The organism is Pseudomonas paeninsulae, from assembly GCF_035621475.1.
Lineage (GTDB): Bacteria > Pseudomonadota > Gammaproteobacteria > Pseudomonadales > Pseudomonadaceae > Aquipseudomonas > Aquipseudomonas paeninsulae.
In genome coordinates, this window is record NZ_CP141799.1 from 4,696,995 (window position 1) to 4,714,786 (window position 17,792).

The 17,792-nt window shown below is 63.3% G+C and carries 15 protein-coding genes; 4 read left to right on the forward strand and 11 right to left on the reverse strand.

Translation table 11 applies throughout. The features are described from left to right. Window positions 1-39 precede the first annotated feature (39 nt). Together VCJ09_RS21625 and hutC are read right to left on the reverse strand one after the other, a co-directional pair. Complete coding sequence (locus tag VCJ09_RS21625; protein WP_324732077.1) at window positions 40-633, reverse strand: HutD/Ves family protein; 594 nt, start codon at window positions 631-633, stop codon at window positions 40-42. Then, a complete protein-coding gene (gene hutC, locus VCJ09_RS21630; protein WP_407693054.1) occupies window positions 630-1,454 on the reverse strand; it encodes a histidine utilization repressor in 825 nt (274 codons plus the stop codon). Before hutC ends, VCJ09_RS21625 begins: the two co-directional genes overlap by 4 nt. A gap of 112 nt (window positions 1,455-1,566) precedes the next feature. On the opposite strand from hutC, the gene VCJ09_RS21635 reads away from it, so the two are divergent. Continuing rightward, window positions 1,567-2,931, forward strand: a complete 1,365-nt coding sequence (locus VCJ09_RS21635) for a formimidoylglutamate deiminase (RefSeq protein ID WP_324732078.1) — start codon at window positions 1,567-1,569, stop codon at window positions 2,929-2,931. 138 nt (window positions 2,932-3,069) lie between these two features. Here the strand turns inward: VCJ09_RS21635 and VCJ09_RS21640 are convergent, their stop codons facing one another. The 5 genes from VCJ09_RS21640 to VCJ09_RS21660 all read right to left on the reverse strand — a co-directional run bounded on the left by VCJ09_RS21640 (window position 3,070) and on the right by VCJ09_RS21660 (window position 6,129). Next, complete coding sequence (locus VCJ09_RS21640) at window positions 3,070-3,639, reverse strand: lipocalin family protein (RefSeq protein ID WP_324732079.1); 570 nt, start codon at window positions 3,637-3,639, stop codon at window positions 3,070-3,072. 10 nt (window positions 3,640-3,649) lie between these two features. Further along, window positions 3,650-3,904 carry an outer membrane protein assembly factor BamE gene (locus VCJ09_RS21645; protein WP_079203466.1) on the reverse strand — a complete coding sequence of 85 codons (255 nt, stop codon included), beginning with the start codon at window positions 3,902-3,904 and terminating at the stop codon, window positions 3,650-3,652. 71 nt (window positions 3,905-3,975) lie between these two features. Then, window positions 3,976-4,578: a DUF924 family protein gene (locus tag VCJ09_RS21650; protein WP_324732080.1), complete on the reverse strand. Its 603-nt coding sequence runs from the start codon at window positions 4,576-4,578 to the stop codon at window positions 3,976-3,978. A gap of 3 nt (window positions 4,579-4,581) precedes the next feature. Beyond that, window positions 4,582-5,589: a class 1 fructose-bisphosphatase gene (locus VCJ09_RS21655; protein WP_324732081.1), complete on the reverse strand. Its 1,008-nt coding sequence runs from the start codon at window positions 5,587-5,589 to the stop codon at window positions 4,582-4,584. 156 nt (window positions 5,590-5,745) lie between these two features. Next, entirely contained in the window at window positions 5,746-6,129 is a 384-nt protein-coding gene (locus VCJ09_RS21660; protein ID WP_324732082.1) for a GGDEF domain-containing protein, read from the reverse strand. Between the two features lie 137 nt (window positions 6,130-6,266). On the opposite strand from VCJ09_RS21660, the gene VCJ09_RS21665 reads away from it, so the two are divergent. Then, entirely contained in the window at window positions 6,267-6,668 is a 402-nt protein-coding gene (locus VCJ09_RS21665) for a YkgJ family cysteine cluster protein (RefSeq protein WP_324732083.1), read from the forward strand. A 53-nt stretch (window positions 6,669-6,721) separates the two neighbouring features. Here the strand turns inward: VCJ09_RS21665 and VCJ09_RS21670 are convergent, their stop codons facing one another. The 4 genes from VCJ09_RS21670 to thiI form a co-directional block, all read right to left on the reverse strand. Continuing rightward, window positions 6,722-8,086, reverse strand: a complete 1,365-nt coding sequence (locus VCJ09_RS21670) for a DUF3999 domain-containing protein (RefSeq protein WP_324732084.1) — start codon at window positions 8,084-8,086, stop codon at window positions 6,722-6,724. Next, window positions 8,083-11,649: a DUF2339 domain-containing protein gene (locus tag VCJ09_RS21675; RefSeq protein WP_324732085.1), complete on the reverse strand. Its 3,567-nt coding sequence runs from the start codon at window positions 11,647-11,649 to the stop codon at window positions 8,083-8,085. Before VCJ09_RS21675 ends, VCJ09_RS21670 begins: the two co-directional genes overlap by 4 nt. 246 nt (window positions 11,650-11,895) lie before the next feature. Continuing rightward, complete coding sequence (gene typA, locus VCJ09_RS21680) at window positions 11,896-13,710, reverse strand: translational GTPase TypA (RefSeq protein ID WP_324732086.1); 1,815 nt, start codon at window positions 13,708-13,710, stop codon at window positions 11,896-11,898. Window positions 13,711-13,871: 161 nt separating this feature from the next. Further along, the gene (gene thiI, locus VCJ09_RS21685; RefSeq protein WP_324732087.1) at window positions 13,872-15,326 is read right to left on the reverse strand and encodes a tRNA uracil 4-sulfurtransferase ThiI; all 1,455 of its coding nucleotides are present in this window, start codon (window positions 15,324-15,326) and stop codon (window positions 13,872-13,874) included. Window positions 15,327-15,654: 328 nt separating this feature from the next. On the opposite strand from thiI, the gene glnA reads away from it, so the two are divergent. Together glnA and VCJ09_RS21695 are read left to right on the forward strand one after the other, a co-directional pair. Then, complete coding sequence (glnA, locus tag VCJ09_RS21690; protein ID WP_324732088.1) at window positions 15,655-17,061, forward strand: glutamate--ammonia ligase; 1,407 nt, start codon at window positions 15,655-15,657, stop codon at window positions 17,059-17,061. 172 nt (window positions 17,062-17,233) lie between these two features. Further along, a complete protein-coding gene (locus tag VCJ09_RS21695) occupies window positions 17,234-17,791 on the forward strand; it encodes a DUF4124 domain-containing protein (protein WP_324732089.1) in 558 nt (185 codons plus the stop codon). Window position 17,792: the final 1 nt, after the last annotated feature.

Consider the following 17,792-nt stretch of genomic DNA (forward strand, 5'->3'; position numbering starts at 1 on the left):
GATGTTCTGTGGCCTTGGACAGGCCATGGGGCAGGACGATCAGGCGTGCAGCGCGGTCAGCTCGATCAGGCAGCAGATGCCGGCCGCCGCCCGCAGCACCAGCTCGCCTAGACCGCCTGGAGTGTCGAGTTGCAGGCAATCGTGGCGACCCAGGACGCCCGCCTCAGCCCCGTCGTGACTCACCCTCAGCCCGGCTTCGGCGCTGAACAGCAGCAAGGTGCTGGCGGAGCTGAACAGCCGCACCTCACCCGCCACCGGCAACCACTGCAAGCGGGCGCGGTAGCGCTGTGGCGCATAGATCAGATTGAAATCGCGGATGGCGCCACCCAGCAGCTCGCAGTGCACGGCGCTGGCACCATCGAAGGCGAATGGGTCGAGGGGGATCAGGTCGCGGGACAGCTGGCCATCCACCCGCAGACGCATGCCGGCGCCTTGCACTACCGTGATGATCCGCTGATAGCCAGCAAAGGCCGAGAAACTGCCGGACTCGCCAACATCGGCAATCGACAGGCGCCAGCCGAAGCCATCCAGACCGGCGCCGGCATCGCGGGCGATTTCCTCGGTGCTGCCGCCACCGTTCTTCCAGGGCGTACGCGAGTAGTCGGCGGCGCGCAGCAGGCGAGCCCGGCTCATGAGTTGAAGCGCCCTTCGAGACGATGGCGGGAACCCGGATAAAGCAACCGGGCACTGGTAACGGTATTACGCCCCGACCAGGTGCGTCGGCGAATCAGCAGGCAGGGCTCACCGCGTTCGATCTGCAACAACCGGCACTCGTTGGCATCGGCAAGAATAGCCTCGACCACGTGCTCGCCCTCGCTCAGCGGCGCCACTTGCGAGAGATAGGCGTATGGCGTTTGCACCGAGAAGTCCTGCTTCAGGTAGTCCGGCGCCACCATTGCATTCACATAGCGGTCTTCGATCTGCACCGGCAGGTCATTCTCGTAGTGCACGATCAGCGAATGAAACACCCGCTGACCTTCGCGCACATCCAGCGCCAGGGCGCGCTCGGAGCCGGCCAGCCCCTCGCCCAGACTGACCACCACGCAATGGTGCCGGTGGCCACGGGCGGCGATCTCCTCGGCGATGTCATGCACCTCGAACAGCGCCGACTGGCCCTTGGGTTCGGCAACGAAGGTGCCGACGCCCTGCATACGCACCAGCAAGCCCTCGGCGGTCAGCTCACGCAACGCCCGGTTGATGGTCATGCGGCTGAAGCCGAGCTGATTGACCAGCTCGCTCTCCGAAGGCACCCGGTGATGCGGCGGCCAGGTACCACTGTGGATTTGCTGGCTGATCATCTGTTTGACCCGGGCATACAACGGTGCCGGGCTGCCACCCAACTGGGCCGCCAATGATGCAGGCTGATGCGGGATGGACACAGGCTTCTCCTTGTCGAACAGGGACAGAGCGCAGGCAACGTCGCCACGCCACGAATGCCGCTTGCGCACCTGCATGTAGCGGATTTGCACGTTCAGGGCAAGCCTGGCGATGCTTGAGAGTTTACGACGCCCATAAACGTCTGTATATGTATATACAAATCAAACAACAGTCACAGGTCGCTTCAGCATGTCTGCTTTTTTCAGCGAACGCGCCCTGCTCCCGCAGGGTTGGATGCGCAATGTCCGTTTCGAGGTGGGTGCCGATGGCCTGCTCGAGTCGATCCACTGCAATGCCAGCGCCGCGGGCGCCGAACGCCTGCGCGGCCCGGTGCTGCCGGGCATGCCTAACCTGCATTCGCATGCCTTCCAGCGCGCCATGGCCGGGCTGGCAGAAGTGGCCGGCAACCCCAATGACAGCTTCTGGACCTGGCGCGAACTGATGTACCGCCTGGTCGGCCAGCTCAGCCCCGAACAGGTCGAGGTGATTGCCCGCCAGCTGTATATCGAGATGCTCAAGGCCGGCTACACCTCAGTCGCCGAATTCCACTACGTGCACCATGATCCCCAGGGCCAGGCCTATGCCGATCCGGCCGAACTGGCCCTGCGCATCAGCCAGGCCGCCCTGGATGCCGGCATCGGCCTGACCCTGCTACCAGTGCTCTACAGCCATTCCGGTTTCGGCGGCCAACCGCCGAATCAGGGGCAGCGACGCTTTATCCACAGCAGCGACAGCTACCTGGCCCTGCAACAGCGCCTGCAACCCCTGCTCGAACAGCGCCCGGCGCAGCGCCTGGGCCTGTGCTTTCATTCGCTGCGCGCGGTCAGCCCCGAACAAATCCAGAGCGTACTGGACGCGACTGCCGGCGATTGCCCAGTGCACATTCATATCGCCGAACAGCAGAAGGAAGTCGACGACTGCCTGGCCTGGAGCGGTCGCCGCCCCCTGCAATGGCTGTACGAGTTTGCGCCGGTGGATCAACGCTGGTGCCTGGTGCATGCCACCCACGCGCAGGCCGACGAAGTCACCCTGATGGCGCGCAGCGGTGCAGTGGCCGGCCTGTGCCTGACCACCGAGGCCAACCTCGGTGACGGCATCTTCCCGGCGGTGGACTTCCTCGCCCAGGGCGGTCGCCTGGGCATCGGCTCGGACAGCCATGTCTCGGTCAACATGACCGAGGAATTGCGCTGGCTGGAATACGGCCAACGCCTGCGCGACCAGCGGCGCAATCGTCTCTACCGCAGCGATCAGCCACTGATCGGCCGCAGCCTGTACGACGCGGCCCTGGCCGGCGGCGCCCAGGCGCTCGGCCAAGCGGTGGGTGAACTGGCGGTCGGCAAGCGCGCCGATTGGCTGGTGCTGGATGGCGATGACCCCTATATCGCCACCGCCAGCGACGATGCCCTGCTGGGCCGCTGGCTGTTCGCCGGCAGCGAACGGCAGATCCGCGATGTCATGGTCGGCGGTCGCTGGGTAGTCCGCGACGGCCAGCATGCCGGCGAAGTGGCAACCGCCCAGACCTTCGCCCGGGTACTGCGCGAACTGCTTGGTTAGCGGCGCCCGCTCGATGGGCTGCCACGCGCCCTACGGCCAACAGCGCATACGGCTGTAGACCCAGAAAAATGCCGCGGTCCTGATAAGGGCAAGCGGCATTTTTCTCAAGTGCGCGGTATCGCCCTTCGCGGGCGTTGCTCAGGGTTGCGGCAACTGGTCGTCTGGCGTGCGCCAGATCAACGCAGCGGTGTCATAGCCTTGTCCACGTGCCACGTCCAGCAACTTGTCACGCATGGCCGGCGCCACTTGCGGGCTGCGCGCCAGTAGCCACAGGTGGTCGCGATTCGGGTGGCCAACCAGTGCGCTCTGGTAGTCGTCATCCAGGTACAGCACCCAGTACTCGCCCTTGGCGACGCCCGGCAGCAGGCTGCCTAACCAGTTGTCGAAGCGCACCCACAGCTTGCTAGTCTTGCCCGCCACCTGCGCCACCTGCGCCACCGCCCGCCCCTCCGCCTCCTGCCACTCGCCCTCGAGGGTGCGACAACGGTTGCTCACACTGAGACTGCCATCGTCCTGCAGGGCATAACGCGCCTCGGATTGCGCGCAGTTACGCTGGAAGAACATCGGCAAGCGCGCCAGCTCGTACCAGGTACCCTGATAACGCTGCAGATCGACCTTGTCGGCGGTTTTCGGTGGCACCACTCCGGTACCCGAGTTGGCGCAACCCGCCAGCACTGCAACGGCTAATAACCCCGCGAGTACGCGCATGCTCGACTCCTTAGTTCAGACCCTTGCCCGAGAACATCACCACCTTGTCGCCGGCGTACTGCACGCTGATAAGGCTTTTCTCGTCGCCCCAGGTGCAACTGGTGATGCCCAAGGCGCCTGCGCACTCGCTGGGCGCGCCGAGCAATTGCTCGACCTCCGGCTTGCTCATCCCGGACTTGAGTTGGGAATAATTATCCTGATTGACCTTGCTGCAAGCAGCCAGCAGCACACAACCCGACAGCACGACGAAATAGCGCAACGACATGGCGCAGGCTCCAGAAAGAAAAAAGGGAGGAAAGTTTGCCACAGCGCCGCAGCAGCTGCCTGAGTTTGACGTCAGAAACGCGAGCCAGGTTCCTGCAGGAAAGCCAACTCTTCCGGGCTCGAGGGCCGAGCAAGTACGGCATTGCGATGGGGAAAGCGGGCAAACCGGGCGATCACCCGCTGATGACGCTCGGCGTAATCCAGGTAATCGGCGAACAATGCGCGCTCGCCAAGCGGCGCTATGGACAACAGTTGAGTGAAACGGCGCACCGCCTCGTCCTGCAGCAGCAGGTCTTCGGCGTGTTCCAGGACCAGGTAGACGAACACCCGCTGAATCGGCGCCAGCCCCTCTTCTTTCTCCCCGTCCAGCCCTTCGAGCACCAGTTGCAGGGCCCTGGCAGCGCCGGCGAAGGCCTGCGGGCTATCGCGAAAGATCATCCGCGGCAACTGGTCGTGTAGCAGGATCAGTGCCAGCCAGCCGTGTGGCGACTCCGCCCAGTCGCGCAACTCGCCGGCCAACGCCTGCCCCACCAGCTCGCCGAAGCGCTCACGCGCCTCGGCGTCCTGACCATTCTGCTTGCCGAACCACAGTGCGGAACGCGCCGCCGCCACCTCGGCGGCCGTTGTGCCGGTCCCAAACCACCAGTCGAGCAACGGCTGCCAAGGTTTATGCATCGATCACTCCTGGTGGTAGGCGGTCACGCGCTCGACTTCTTCCTTGGAGCCAAGGAACACTGGCACGCGCTGGTGCAGGGAAGTCGGCTGGATATCGAGAATACGCTGGGTACCATTGGTCGCAGCGCCACCCGCTTGCTCGATGATGAAGGACATCGGGTTGGCTTCGTACATCAGGCGCAACTTGCCGGGCATCGAAGGATCGCGATCATCGCGCGGGTACATAAACACGCCACCGCGGGTGAGGATGCGGTGCACGTCGGCAACCATGGAAGCGATCCAGCGCATGTTGTAGTTCTTTTCCAGCGGCCCGCTTGCGCCGGCCAGCAACTCGCTCACATAACGCTGCACCGGCGCTTCCCAGTGACGCTGGTTGGATATGTTGACGGCGAATTCCTGGGTGGTTTCCGGCACCTTGATGTCATCGTGGGTCAGCACGAAGCTGCCCAGTTCACGATCCAGGGTGAAGCCTTTGACGCCGTTGCCCAGGGTCAGCAGCAGCATGGTCTGCGGGCCATAGATCGCATAACCGGCGGCGACTTGCTCGGTGCCTGGCTGGAGAAAGGCTTCCTCGCCAAGGTCGCCGGTGTCGCCGTTGCGCTCGGGGCAACGCAGGACCGAGAAGATGGTGCCTACCGACACGTTGACATCGATGTTGGACGAGCCGTCCAGCGGGTCGAACACCAACAGGTAAGCGCCCTTCGGATAGCGCCCGGGAATCTGGTAGGCCTTGTCCATTTCTTCCGACGCCATGCCGGCCAGGTGACCGCCCCACTCGTTGGCCTCGAGGAGGATTTCGTTGGACATTACATCAAGCTTCTTCTGCACTTCGCCCTGCACGTTCTCGGTGCCCATGCTGCCGAGCACGTCATCCAGGGCGCCCTTGGATACCGCATGGCTGATCGCCTTGCAGGCCCGCGCTACCACTTCGATAAGGAAGCGCAGATCGGCGGGAGTGTTATGGCTGCGGGTCTGCTCGATCAGATAGCGACTCAGGGTGATGCGGGACATGGATGGCTCCGGGAAGGAAAGAAATCGTGCGCAGTTTAACCCTTTACGGGCGGTAGCGCCTCCAACCCAGAATGGGTGGAGCGCATACTCGGCATTCGGAACGGCTTAAGCCTGCATGCATACCTGCACGCGGTTACGTCCCGCCCGTTTTGCCTCCTATAGTGCGACCTCTGTCGCATGCAGGAGTTCATCCAGCGCGCGGCCTTGCTCGGGCCACAGCGCCAGGCCAGCCAACAAGGTTACCGCTCGTTCACCGCTGCGCGTAGGCAGCGGGCTGGCGGCCAGGCCCCGACAAATCGACTCCAGGCGCTTGCACGCCTCCCGCACATCGACACCCGGCAGGATCAGCAAGAATTCCTCACCACCGATCCGAAACAGCGCAGCCGAGGCGCGCCGACTATCCAGCCAGTGCTGCGCCACGCCCTTGAGCACGTCGTCACCGGCCAGATGGCCGTATTGGTCGTTGAGCTGTTTGAAATGATCGAGGTCGATCAAGCCCAGCCCGAACCCACACACCCCATGGACGCACCGACGGAGCATGCGCCAGGCGAGCTCGCGTCCCGGACCGTCAGCCTCAGGCCAACAAACAAAACCGACCAGCCGGCAGATGTTGGTTCACAAATCCGCCAACGCCGTTATCATCGCCCGCTGCCCAGCCAACACGCGCCTATAGCCCCATGAAGAACAACCTGATCGCCGCCGCCGAAATCGACCGCCTGGATACCTGGGCCAAATACACCCCCGACATGTGCCACAGCTGCAATTCCAGCTGCTGCACGCTGCCGGTCGAGGTGCGCATTGGCGATCTGATCCGCATCGGTGTGGTCGACGACTTCGAGCGCGGCGACCCGCCGAAGAATATCGCCAAACGCCTGCAGAAGGAGGGCATCGTCGAGCGGTTCAACCAGAAGTCGGGGATCTTCACCCTGATCCGCATGAGCAACAACGACTGCCTGTACCTGGATCGCAAGACCCGCCTGTGCACCATCTACGACAAGCGCCCGGACACCTGCCGCAACCATCCCAAGATCGGTCCACGCCCCGGTTTCTGCGCGTACATCCCGAAAGCGCTGAGCTGAAGTACCATCCCGCAAAAGCCGCCACCAGCCAGGCTGACGGCGGCTTTGTTGCGTCAGGGCGCGGCAGGCCTGGCCCGCAGCAGGCTCAAGGCCATCAGCACCAGCAGGCCTACCCCGGCGAGCAACACCGCCCATAGGCCCAGGCGCTTCCAGTCCCAGCCTGACGTCTGCCCGGCGTCTGCCGCCTCGAGCAATGGCGCCTCGGCCGCAGTCGCAACGCCCAGAGCAGCCAGACGCTTCTCGTCGTAACCGGGAATCAGGGTACTCAGCGGCAGACTCGCCGCGGCGCCAGCTGCTTTGCCGATGGCCAGCACATAGGGCGGCGTACCTCGGGCGAGGAATACCACCTGGGTCGCGCGGATAGCCACGCGGATGGTCGGCGCGGCACTGCCCAGGCCGCCACCGCGCTCATCCACCTGCAGGCGCAGTTGCTGCACCGGCGCGCCATACAGTTGCAGCTCGTTGTGCAGCACCTCCTGGCCATCCTGCGGTAGGCGGTAGAGCAGGCCGCGCGCCAGCGGCTGCCACTGCACCTTGCCCTCACGCCGTCCCGTGACGCTCACCGGCGCCAGGCTGTTGGCCTCGGCCAGTTCGACCCGCACGCGCTGCAACGGCAAGGCCAGCGGCAGCTCCCACTGGTACTCTCCGGCCTTGGCGCTGCTCGGCGACAAGTCCGCCGACCAGGTCAGAGGCGCCGCCAGCCTGTCGCTGCTGGCACTCAGCAGCCGCGCTGACAACAGCTGCGGAGCCTGCCGAGGACTACTCCAGAGCAGGCGCAAGTAGCGCGCGGACTGGCCCGGCAGACTCACTTCACGCTGATCGATGCGCTCATCGGCAAATGACAGACGAGCAATCTGCCCATCGCCCCAGGCGCGCCAGTGCTGCAGGTCATCGCTGGCCTCGATGCTGAAGCGCTGAAAGCCCTCGTGTTCGACGCTCCAATCGAGAATCAACTGCTGCAGCGGCGCCTCGATGCCGCTGGCGTCGAGCAACCAACCGCGCAACACCTGTTGCTCGGCACGCGACGCATCGTCGGCCAGCACCTCGATCAGGGTGCCGCTGGTGCTGCGCTGCACGCGCACGCTAGGGCTCTGCTCGGCATTCAGCGGGCCACGCAGGGGGAACCACTTCACCGCCGCGTCCTGCTGCGGCTCGCGCTGCCGGGCACTGCCCAGGGTCAGGGCATAGGCCTGAGTCTCGCCTGCGCCGTTGAATACCCGCAGGTCGCGCAGGTCGGCGTGACGCGCGGCCATATGCACAGCCATTGGCAGCTCCAGGCGATACCAGGGGCCTTCGCCACTCAGGTCCAGCGGCAGCTGAACACCATAGTCACTGGCGCGGTCCTGCCCCACTGCCAGAGGTGCGACCAAGGCCAGCAACGCCAGCAGCAATCCACGCACACCGGTAAACCCACTCATGCTTGCACCTGCTCCGTTTCAGGCACCGCCTGCCGGGGCGGCAGCGGCGCAAAATAGCCGACGATCAACAGCAACACACCCACACCGATAAACGAAACGATGCGCTCCAGACCGCCCTGATTGCCCAACTCGACGAAGAACAGCTTGGCCACCACTACGCCAATCAACGCCGCGCCGACCAGCCACAACTCGCGCCGGGCGCGCAGGTGGCCGACGATCATCAGCGGCAGGGCGATCAGGGTCCAGACAATCGACAGCCCCGCCTGCACCAGCATCGACTCGAGCAACCCATGCAACTGATAAGGCACCCCGCCCCAATGGTGGGATGCACGCAGCACCGCCGCCGTCAGCAGGGCAAACAGCGAAACGCCGGCCAGCAACTGGGGCAATTGGCCGCGCGCTACCGTCGCCAGACCAAGTTGCGCCAAGACGCTGCGCAGCCACTGGAACAGCGCGAACAGGCTAATCAGCAGCCCCAGCTCCAGCGGATTGAGCACTGGCAGGTAAGGCAGCGGATCGGCGGCGCCATCGCTGGCGATATTGGCCAGCCAGAACCAGCCCAGCATCAGCAGCGCCAACGGCGTCGCCGCCAGCAGGCGGTACTCGCGCGAATACGCCGCTACCGGCCACGGCCACTGGCGTGGCGCCGCCATCAGCAGCAGATACAGGCTTGGCAACAGCGCCCAACCCAGCCAGCGCCAGGCGTTGTAGTGCTCCGCCAGCAGATAGAGCAGGTAGCGCAGCTCAAGGGCCAAGACCCCGAGCAGCAGCCAGCAGCCCAGCACATGCACGGCGCTCAGCGCGCCGGCCGGCAGCAGACCGCTCAGGCGCCGCAGCACCAGCAGATGCACGGCGAACAGTGCGCCCCAGCCAAGCCAACCGAAGTCCGCCAGCGGGTGATACTCGAGGCGCCAGGCAGACAGCAGGATCAGCGCAGCGACCGGCACCAACAGCGTGCACAGCAACGCCATGGCCCGCCACTGCGCCCGCACGGCACCCCACTGCCACAACGCCACGCTCGAGGCCGCGCCCAGCAGCAATAGCGACGCCTGCAACGCGGGCGCGGCGAAACGGACGATTTCGCTGACCAGCGCCAGCGCCCACCAGCCGCCACCCCAGACCAGCATCAGCTGCGACAAGCGCTGTAGGCTGCGGGCAGACAGCGTAGCGGCCTGCTCACGGCGCGCCACCTGCTGTAGCCGCCAGGCGCCAATCAGGGCGGCGATAGCCAGTACCGCCGGAGTCCAGAAGCCAGCGTGGGCCAGCGGCCGCAGACCGTCGCTATCGAGCTGACCCAACAGCAGCGGACTGGAGAGCAGGAAGGACAGACCGCCGAACACCTGCAGCAATAGGCCGAAGACAAAACTGGCGCGCTGCTGCAGCTGCAGGCTGAGCCAGACGACCAGCAAACCGCTGCCGCCCCACACCGCGCTGGCGCTCTGCCAGGGCAGCACGAACAGCACCGCCAGGTTGATAAATACCAGCCCGATCAGCAAGACCAGCGACAGCCCGCGCATCAGCTTCTTATCGTTGCTGATCTGCTGGTCACGCGCCGCCAGCAACATGCCGCCGATCAGCGCCAGGCCGATCAGCGAGGCCGTCAGCAAGCCGCGCCAACCGGCGCCAAACGCGCCACTGCCGATGCCCGAGGCAGCATCCAGTTGCAGTAGGAACAGCGCCCCGCCGAGCAACTGCACGGCAAAGGCGCTGAACAAGAAGGCGCGCGACTGCAGGCGCAGACCGATGAATAAGGTGGCCAGGCCGGCCAAGGCCCAGCTGATCGCCGTGGCCTCGGCGTTGAAACACAGCGGCGCGAGCAGGTAGAGAAAAGCCAAGCCGGCGCAGGCCAATAGCGGCAAGCCTCGCCGCTCCCAGGCCGAGGCCTGGCCGTCAGCCGCCTGACGCAGCCGGTAGAAGCTGAACAGCAGCGCCGCGCCGAGCATTAGCGCACCCAGCGCCGGGCCAGCCAACAGGCTATCCAACCCCGGCCGCAGCTCGCCGAGAAAGGCCAGCGCCGCGCCCGCTTGCAACAGCAGGGCGAAGGCGCGGGCCAGGCTGCGGCCCTGACGCAATCCCAGCCAGAAGATACCCGCGCCCTCCACCGCCCAGGCAGCCGACGTCCAGCGCGCATCCAGGCCCAGGGGAATCGCCAGGGTGCCGAACACCACCCCCAGCGTCAGACAGGTTTCCACCAACAGCAGGGCGCGGCCTTCCGTGCGCCTGGCCAGCAGCAACGCCAGGCCCATGTAGAACAACCCCAGCGCCAGCGCACTGAAGGCGGCGGCGAACTCGAGATGCTGCACCAGCGCGAATTGCAGGCCGAAGCCCACCAGCGGCGGCCCAAACAGCACAGTCGCGTCGACATAATCGCCCTGGCGCGCCGACCAGCTCAGCAAGGCCTCGCGCTCCTGCGGCGCCGCCCCGGCCTCGGTCAGCTTGCGCCTGGCGAACAACAGGCCGATGGCCACGTACATCAGGAAGAACAGCAGCAGGAACGGCTCGATGCTCCCCAGCAACGCCGGGGTGTAGGCACGCACCCCCCAGGCGAAACCGATGCCGAAGGTGCCGACAAAGCCGATCAGGTTGAGCAGGCGCCAGGTCTTGAACCAGGCGATGGCCAGGATGGCGCTGTTGAGCAGGACGAAATAGCTGAACAGCGCGACATGGTTGCCGCTGCCGGTCGAGGTCAGGATGGGCGCGGCAAAGCCGCCGAGCGCGGCAGCGGTCGCCAGCCCCAGGGCATTCTGCGTCACCGCGAGAATCGCCGAGCAGAGGGTCACGATCAGCAGCAGGGCGAACGCCTGCGCCGGCTCGAGCAGCGGATGCAGGCGCATGGCGGCGAAGATCGTCAGGTACAGCACGGCAATGCCCGCGCCTTGCAGCATCAGGCCATAGCTCGGGTTGCGCAGGCGCAACCACCAGCCCAGGCCGAGCAAGGCGATGGCGCTGGCCGCAACCCCGGCGTAACGCACCTGCACCGGTACCACCATGCCTTCGGTGGCGTAGCGCAACAGGAAGGCCAGGCCGAGGAACAGCAACAGCACGCCGATGCGCAGCACGGTATTGCCACCGAACAGCCAGGCCTGGGCCAGAGCGATGGCGCGCTCGACCGGCGAAGGTTCGCGCGGCTTGACCGGCTTGCGTGGGGTGGGCGCGCCACGCGGTTGCTCCGCCGCCTGCGTCCAGGCCTCGGCACTGCCCGCCGCAGACTGGAGCTCGGCTTGCGCGAGAATTTCCGGCGGCAGCTCCCAGCTCAGCTCGGGCTCGGGGGCAGCGGGCGCCATCTCGGCCGCTGGTGCCGTGACCGGCAATAACTCATCCGCTGCCGAACGCGGCGCCTCGACCTTGAGCAGCCGCTCATGGATGGCCTGGGTACCCTGCTCGAAGCGCTCGGCGAAGCTTTTCAGCTGCTTCGCCAACTCGGCGTGCTGAGCTTGCAGCCCTCTGAGCGTGAGCGCCTGAGCAATACCCAGGCCGACCAAGCCACCCAACACCGCGCCAGTGGGCGACTCCGCAACCAACGCCCCCAGCACCAGCCCAACCAGCATGAAGATCCATTGCATGTACTGACTTCCCAAATCGATGGTGCTCAACCTGTGTTGCGCCAAGTCGCAGCTGTGCCTGCACGTAAAGCCGCGTGCACGAGTATATCGGTCGACCCTGCTCACCCAATACAGACGAATGCTGGCCACTTCACAGACGCCGTGAATTCAGCAGCGGCGTCTTTCCTATGAAAAAAACTCACCGACACAAAAAAGCCCCCGCCAACTCACGTTGGCGGGGGCTTGCTCACTTATGCAACCGGGTTATCAGCCCTTCTTGGCAGCGCGGGTACGCTCGCTTTCGCCCAGAATTTTCTTGCGCAGGCGGATCGACTTCGGCGTCACTTCGCACAGCTCATCGTCCTGGATGAATTCCAGAGCCTGTTCCAGCGTGAACTTCACCGGTGGAACCAGGGCAATGGTTTCGTCCTTGCCGGAAGCACGCATGTTGTCGAGCTTCTTGCCTTTGGTCGGGTTCACGCCCATGTCGTTGTCGCGGCTGTTGAGGCCGACGATTTGACCTTCGAAGATGTCCTGGCCGTGCTCGACGAACAACTTGCCGCGCGCCTGCAGGGTTTCCAGCGAGTAGGTCAGCGCCTTGCCGGTGGCAACCGATACCAGTACGCCGTTCTGACGGCCGGACATATCGCCGGACTTCATCACGTCGTAACGGTCGAAGATGCTGGTCATGATGCCGGCACCGGAGGTCAGGGTCAGGAACTCGTTACGGAAACCGATCAGACCACGGGCCGGAATGTTGTACTCAAGGCGCACACGGCCCTTGCCATCCGGAACCATGTTGGTCAGGTCGCCTTTGCGCAGACCCATCTGCTCCATCAGCGCGCCCTGGGATACTTCCGGCAGGTCGATGGTGACGTTCTCAAAGGGTTCGTGCTTGACGCCATTGACCAGCTTGATGATCACTTCCGGACGACCAACACCCATCTCGAAGCCTTCGCGACGCATGGTTTCGATCAGTACCGAGAGGTGCAGCTCGCCACGGCCGGAGACCTTGAACTTGTCGGCAGTGTCGCCCTCTTCGACGCGCAGGGCCACGTTGTACAGCAGCTCCTTTTCCAGACGCTCCTTGATGTTGCGGCTGGTGACGAACTTGCCTTCCTTACCGCAGAACGGCGAGTCGTTGACCTGGAAGGTCATGGCAACGGTCGGCTCGTCCACGGACAGCGGGACCATGGCTTCGACGTTCTGCGGATCGCACAGGGTGTCGGAGATGAACAGCTGATCGAAGCCGCTGATGCACACGATGTCGCCAGCGGCGGCTTCTTCCACGTCGACGCGGTGCAGACCGTGGTGACCCATCAGCTTGAGGATACGACCGTTACGGCGCTTGCCGTGAGCGTCGATCGCCACCACCTGAGTGTTCGGCTTGACGCGGCCACGGGCGATACGGCCAACGCCGATAATGCCGAGGAAGCTGTTGTAGTCCAGTGCGGAGATCTGCATCTGGAACGGACCGTCGCGGTCGACTTTCGGCGCCGGCACGTGGTCAACGATGGCCTGGTACAACGGCACCAGGTCTTCCGCCATGTCGGTGTGTTCCAGACCGGCAACACCGTTGATCGCCGAAGCGTACACGATGGGGAAGTCCAGCTGCTCTTCGGTCGCGCCGAGGTTGTCGAACAGGTCGAAAATTTGCTCGACAACCCAATCCGGACGCGCGCCCGGACGGTCGACCTTGTTCACCACCACGATCGGACGCAGGCCAGCCTGGAAGGCTTTCTGGGTCACGAAGCGGGTTTGCGGCATCGGGCCGTCTTGGGCGTCGACGACCAGCAGCACCGAGTCAACCATCGACATCACGCGCTCGACTTCACCGCCGAAGTCAGCGTGGCCGGGGGTGTCGACGATGTTGATGTGGTGGCCATTCCAGTTGATGGCAGTGTTTTTCGCCAGAATGGTAATGCCGCGCTCTTTTTCCTGGTCGTTGCTGTCCATCAGGCGCTCGGTGTCGAGCTCGTTGCGCTCGAGGGTACCGGATTGGCGCAGAAGGGCATCAACCAAGGTGGTTTTGCCGTGGTCGACGTGAGCGATGATGGCGATGTTGCGTAGTTTTTCGATCACTTGTGTATCTCGATCAGAGGATTCGGTTTGCCGCATATTCTACGCGGCGGATATTAACTAAATACGAATTCGGCCAGACGGTGCAAAAGCGCAGCGGCTTTTACCCCGTCTGCAGGTCGGGAGGGCGATGGCGGATGCTTCCGCCATTCAACCCGGGCGTCTTATGCCGGACGATAAACGCGCACATTGGCATACCCCTCGCTAAGCAGGTGGTGGGCATGCAAACGGCTCATGATGCCTTTGTCGCAATACAGCAGGTATTGGCGACTGGCATCCAGCTCTTTGAAGCGGCTGTTCAAGGCATAAAACGGCAGCGTTTGCACTTCGATACCGGGCAGCTCGAGAGGCTGCTCTTCGGCGCTATCTGGATGACGGATGTCAATGATGACATGGCTGGCCAGGGCTTCGTTGACTTCCTCGACCTTGATGTCCTTGCCCAGCTCGTCGATTACCTTGTCGATCGGCAGCAATGTCGCACGCTCAAGGGCACGCTCAAGAATGGCCATATCGAACTGGCGTTCTTCATATTCGATACGATCTTTCTTCGCCCGGGTGGTCGGGTTCACCGAGATCACGCCGCAATACTCTGGCATGTGCTTGGCAAACTCGGCGGTGCCGATGGCGGTGGCGGTGTCGATGATGTCCTGCTTGTGGCTGGCGATCAGCGGGCGCAGCACCAGCATGTCGGTGGCAGCGTCGATCACCGAGAGGTTGGGCAGGGTCTGGCTGGAGACCTGGGAAATCGCCTCCCCGGTAACCAGGGCATTGATCTGCAGCTTCTCGGCCATGTGCGTGGAGGCGCGCAGCATCATGCGCTTGAGGATCACACCCATCTGGCTGTTGTCGACCTTGCCGAGAATCTCGCCGAGCACTTCCTCGAAGGGTACGCTGATAAACAGTACGCGCTGGGAACGGCCGAACTTCTGCCACAGGTAATGCGCCACTTCCATCACGCCCAACTCGTGCGCGCGGCCACCCAGGTTGAAGAAGCAGAAATGGGTGACCAGGCCACGGCGCATCATCTGATAGGCGGCGACCGTGGAATCGAAACCACCGGACATCAGCACCAGGGTCTGCTCCAGCGAGCCCAGCGGATAACCACCCAGGCCCTGGTGCTGGTTGTGAATGACGAATAGGCGCTGGTCGCGAATCTCCATGCGCACTTCGACTTCGGGCTGCTTCAGGTCGATCCCGGCGGCGCCGCACTGCTGGCGCAATTGGCTGCCGACATAGCGCTCGATGTCCATCGAACTGAACGCATGCTTGCCGGCACGCTTGCAGCGCACGGCGAAGACCTTACCCGGCAAGCGGTCGCCGAAGTGCTGCTTGCATTTATCCAGCACGTCGTCGAAGTCACCCAGCGGGTATTCGTCGACCTGGAGAAAATGGGCGATACCCGGCGTGCAGCTGAGCCGCTCGATCATCGCCTGCAGGGTTTTCGCCTCGCTGATCGCCGTCTCGACTTCCAGGTTGTCCCACACACCACTGACCAGCAGCTGCGGATCGAGATCGCGCAGCACCGAACGAATGTTTTTCGCCAATTGCCGGATAAAGTGCTTACGCACCGGCCGGCTTTTGATGGTGATTTCTGGAAAGACTTTAACGATCAGTTTCATTAAAACAGCACATGCCAAGACGACTAAAAATCAGGGGCGCGGATTATAGCGGAAATTGTGCAAGCTTTGACCAAAAATACCACCACCCCGATCGACTGCACCTTAACGGTGCATTAATTACCCAGCAGAACCATTTTGGTGCATTGGATTTCGCCCCACGTATTCGCAGGCCTCGTCACGCTTGAGTTTCAGCCGCTTAACCCATCCTTGTGCACTGGCATGCAATTTGCTCTCTTGTGAGGCAGGCTATCCTGGCGGACTATCGCGCCCGGCCGCACCCTATTATTGAGGGCTCACCATTCCGAGCCTTATCCACCTGGAGGACAGCATGTCGAAGTCGATTCAACTGATCAAAGAGCACGACGTGAAGTGGGTTGACCTGCGCTTCACCGATACCAAGGGCAAGCAGCACCACATCACCATGCCCGCGCGCGACGCACTGGATGATGAATTTTTCGAAATCGGCAAGATGTTCGACGGCTCGTCCATTCATGGCTGGAAAGGCATCGAAGCCTCCGACATGATCCTGATGCCAGTCGACGACACCGCCGTACTTGACCCGTTCACCGAAGAGCCGACCCTGATTCTGGTCTGCAATATCGTCGAGCCGAGCACCATGCAAGGCTACGATCGCGACCCACGCTCGATCGCCGCCCGCGCCGAGGAATACCTGAAGACCACCGGCATCGGCGACACCGTATTCGTCGGCCCCGAGCCTGAGTTCTTCATCTTCGACGAAGTGAAGTTCAAGTCCGACATCTCCGGCTCGATGTTCAAGATCTACTCCGAGCAAGGCTCCTGGATGTCCGACCAGGACGTCGAAGGCGGCAACAAGGGCCACCGCCCAGGCGTCAAAGGCGGCTACTTCCCGGTTCCGCCATTCGACCACGACCACGAAATCCGTACTGCCATGTGTAATGCCATGGAAGAAATGGGCCTGGTCATCGAAGTTCACCACCACGAAGTGGCGACTGCCGGCCAGAACGAAATCGGCGTGCAGTTCAACACCCTGGTGAAAAAGGCTGACGAAGTTCAGACCCTGAAATACTGCGTGCACAACGTGGCCGATGCCTACGGCAAGACCGCTACCTTTATGCCGAAGCCGCTCTACGGTGACAACGGTTCAGGCATGCACGTGCACCTGTCGATCAGTAAAGACGGCAAGAACACCTTCGCTGGCGAAGGCTATGCCGGCCTGTCCGACACTGCCCTGTACTTCATCGGCGGCATCATCAAGCACGGTAAGGCCCTGAACGGCTTCACTAACCCGTCGACCAACTCCTACAAGCGTTTGGTCCCAGGCTTCGAAGCGCCAGTGATGCTGGCCTACTCGGCACGCAACCGCTCCGCCTCGATCCGTATCCCGTACGTTTCCAGCCCGAAAGCCCGCCGTATCGAAGCACGTTTCCCGGATCCGGCTGCCAACCCATACCTGGCTTTCGCCGCCCTGCTGATGGCTGGCCTGGACGGCATCCAGAACAAGATTCACCCGGGCGATGCTGCCGACAAGAACCTGTATGACCTGCCGCCGGAAGAAGGCAAGTTGATCCCGCAAGTCTGCGGCAGCCTGAAAGAAGCCCTGGAAGAGCTGGACAAGGGTCGCGCGTTCCTGACCAAAGGCGGCGTGTTCTCCGACGACTTCATCGACGCTTACATCGAGTTGAAGAGCGAAGAAGAAATCAAAGTTCGCACCTTCGTACACCCGCTGGAATACGACCTGTACTACAGCGTCTAAACCGGCAAGCAAGACAAGAGGCCACCTTCGGGTGGCCTTTTTTGTGCCTGCTCAGCGAGCGATTACGCTTAACAGTCAATTTGTTGCGCCAGCCCTAATTGCCACACCCGCACCCTTGCCAGCGCGACCTGCCAGTGCAAGTCTTAGCAGTACATCCATCGGGAGAATGGCCATGCGCCGGATACTCACCTGCCTACTGCTGATACTGGCTCTGCCGGCCAGCGCGCAGATCTACAAATACACCGACGCCAACGGTAATACGGTGTTCACCAACCAGCCCCCGGACGGCCAGAACGCCGAAACCGTTGAGCTGCCCGCGACTAACACCGTGGAAGCCCAGCCGCTCACCACGCCACCGAGCACACCCGCCGGAGTGGTCTCACCGGCAAGCTACGCGGTACTCGAACTGACCGGCCTCCCCAGCGACGAAGCCATGCGCGCCAACAACGGCACCTTCAGTGTCGGCGTGCAACTGGAGCCGCGCCTGGCCGCGACCCACCGCCTGCGCCTGCTGCTGGATGGCCAGCCTTACGGCCAACCAAGCAACGTACCGCGCCTGCAGCTGAGCAATGTAGAGCGCGGCGAACACAGCCTGGCAGTTGAAATACTCAATGGCGAACAGTCGATTCAACAGAGCGCCAGCGTCACTTTCACCGTGCAGCGCGTCAATACCAGCAGTCCAGCACTGCGCCCACCACCACCGCCCCCCACACCCAAACCGGCCAGCTGAA

Excerpts from the sequence above, each read along its gene's own strand:
- VCJ09_RS21635 (WP_324732078.1), top strand. The coding sequence starts at position 1,567 with ATGTCTGCTTTTTTCAGCGAACGCGCCCTGCTCCCGCAGGGTTGGATG.
- VCJ09_RS21665 (WP_324732083.1), top strand. The coding sequence starts at position 6,267 with ATGAAGAACAACCTGATCGCCGCCGCCGAAATCGACCGCCTGGATACC.
- VCJ09_RS21660 (WP_324732082.1), bottom strand. The coding sequence starts at position 6,129 with ATGCTCCGTCGGTGCGTCCATGGGGTGTGTGGGTTCGGGCTGGGCTTG.
- VCJ09_RS21695 (WP_324732089.1), top strand. The coding sequence starts at position 17,234 with ATGCGCCGGATACTCACCTGCCTACTGCTGATACTGGCTCTGCCGGCC.
- VCJ09_RS21640 (WP_324732079.1), bottom strand. The coding sequence starts at position 3,639 with ATGCGCGTACTCGCGGGGTTATTAGCCGTTGCAGTGCTGGCGGGTTGC.
- VCJ09_RS21675 (WP_324732085.1), bottom strand. The coding sequence starts at position 11,649 with ATGCAATGGATCTTCATGCTGGTTGGGCTGGTGCTGGGGGCGTTGGTT.
- hutC (WP_407693054.1), bottom strand. The coding sequence starts at position 1,454 with ATGCAGGTGCGCAAGCGGCATTCGTGGCGTGGCGACGTTGCCTGCGCT.
- thiI (WP_324732087.1), bottom strand. The coding sequence starts at position 15,326 with ATGAAACTGATCGTTAAAGTCTTTCCAGAAATCACCATCAAAAGCCGG.
- VCJ09_RS21645 (WP_079203466.1), bottom strand. The coding sequence starts at position 3,904 with ATGTCGTTGCGCTATTTCGTCGTGCTGTCGGGTTGTGTGCTGCTGGCT.
- glnA (WP_324732088.1), top strand. The coding sequence starts at position 15,655 with ATGTCGAAGTCGATTCAACTGATCAAAGAGCACGACGTGAAGTGGGTT.
- VCJ09_RS21625 (WP_324732077.1), bottom strand. The coding sequence starts at position 633 with ATGAGCCGGGCTCGCCTGCTGCGCGCCGCCGACTACTCGCGTACGCCC.
- VCJ09_RS21670 (WP_324732084.1), bottom strand. The coding sequence starts at position 8,086 with ATGAGTGGGTTTACCGGTGTGCGTGGATTGCTGCTGGCGTTGCTGGCC.
- VCJ09_RS21655 (WP_324732081.1), bottom strand. The coding sequence starts at position 5,589 with ATGTCCCGCATCACCCTGAGTCGCTATCTGATCGAGCAGACCCGCAGC.
- VCJ09_RS21650 (WP_324732080.1), bottom strand. The coding sequence starts at position 4,578 with ATGCATAAACCTTGGCAGCCGTTGCTCGACTGGTGGTTTGGGACCGGC.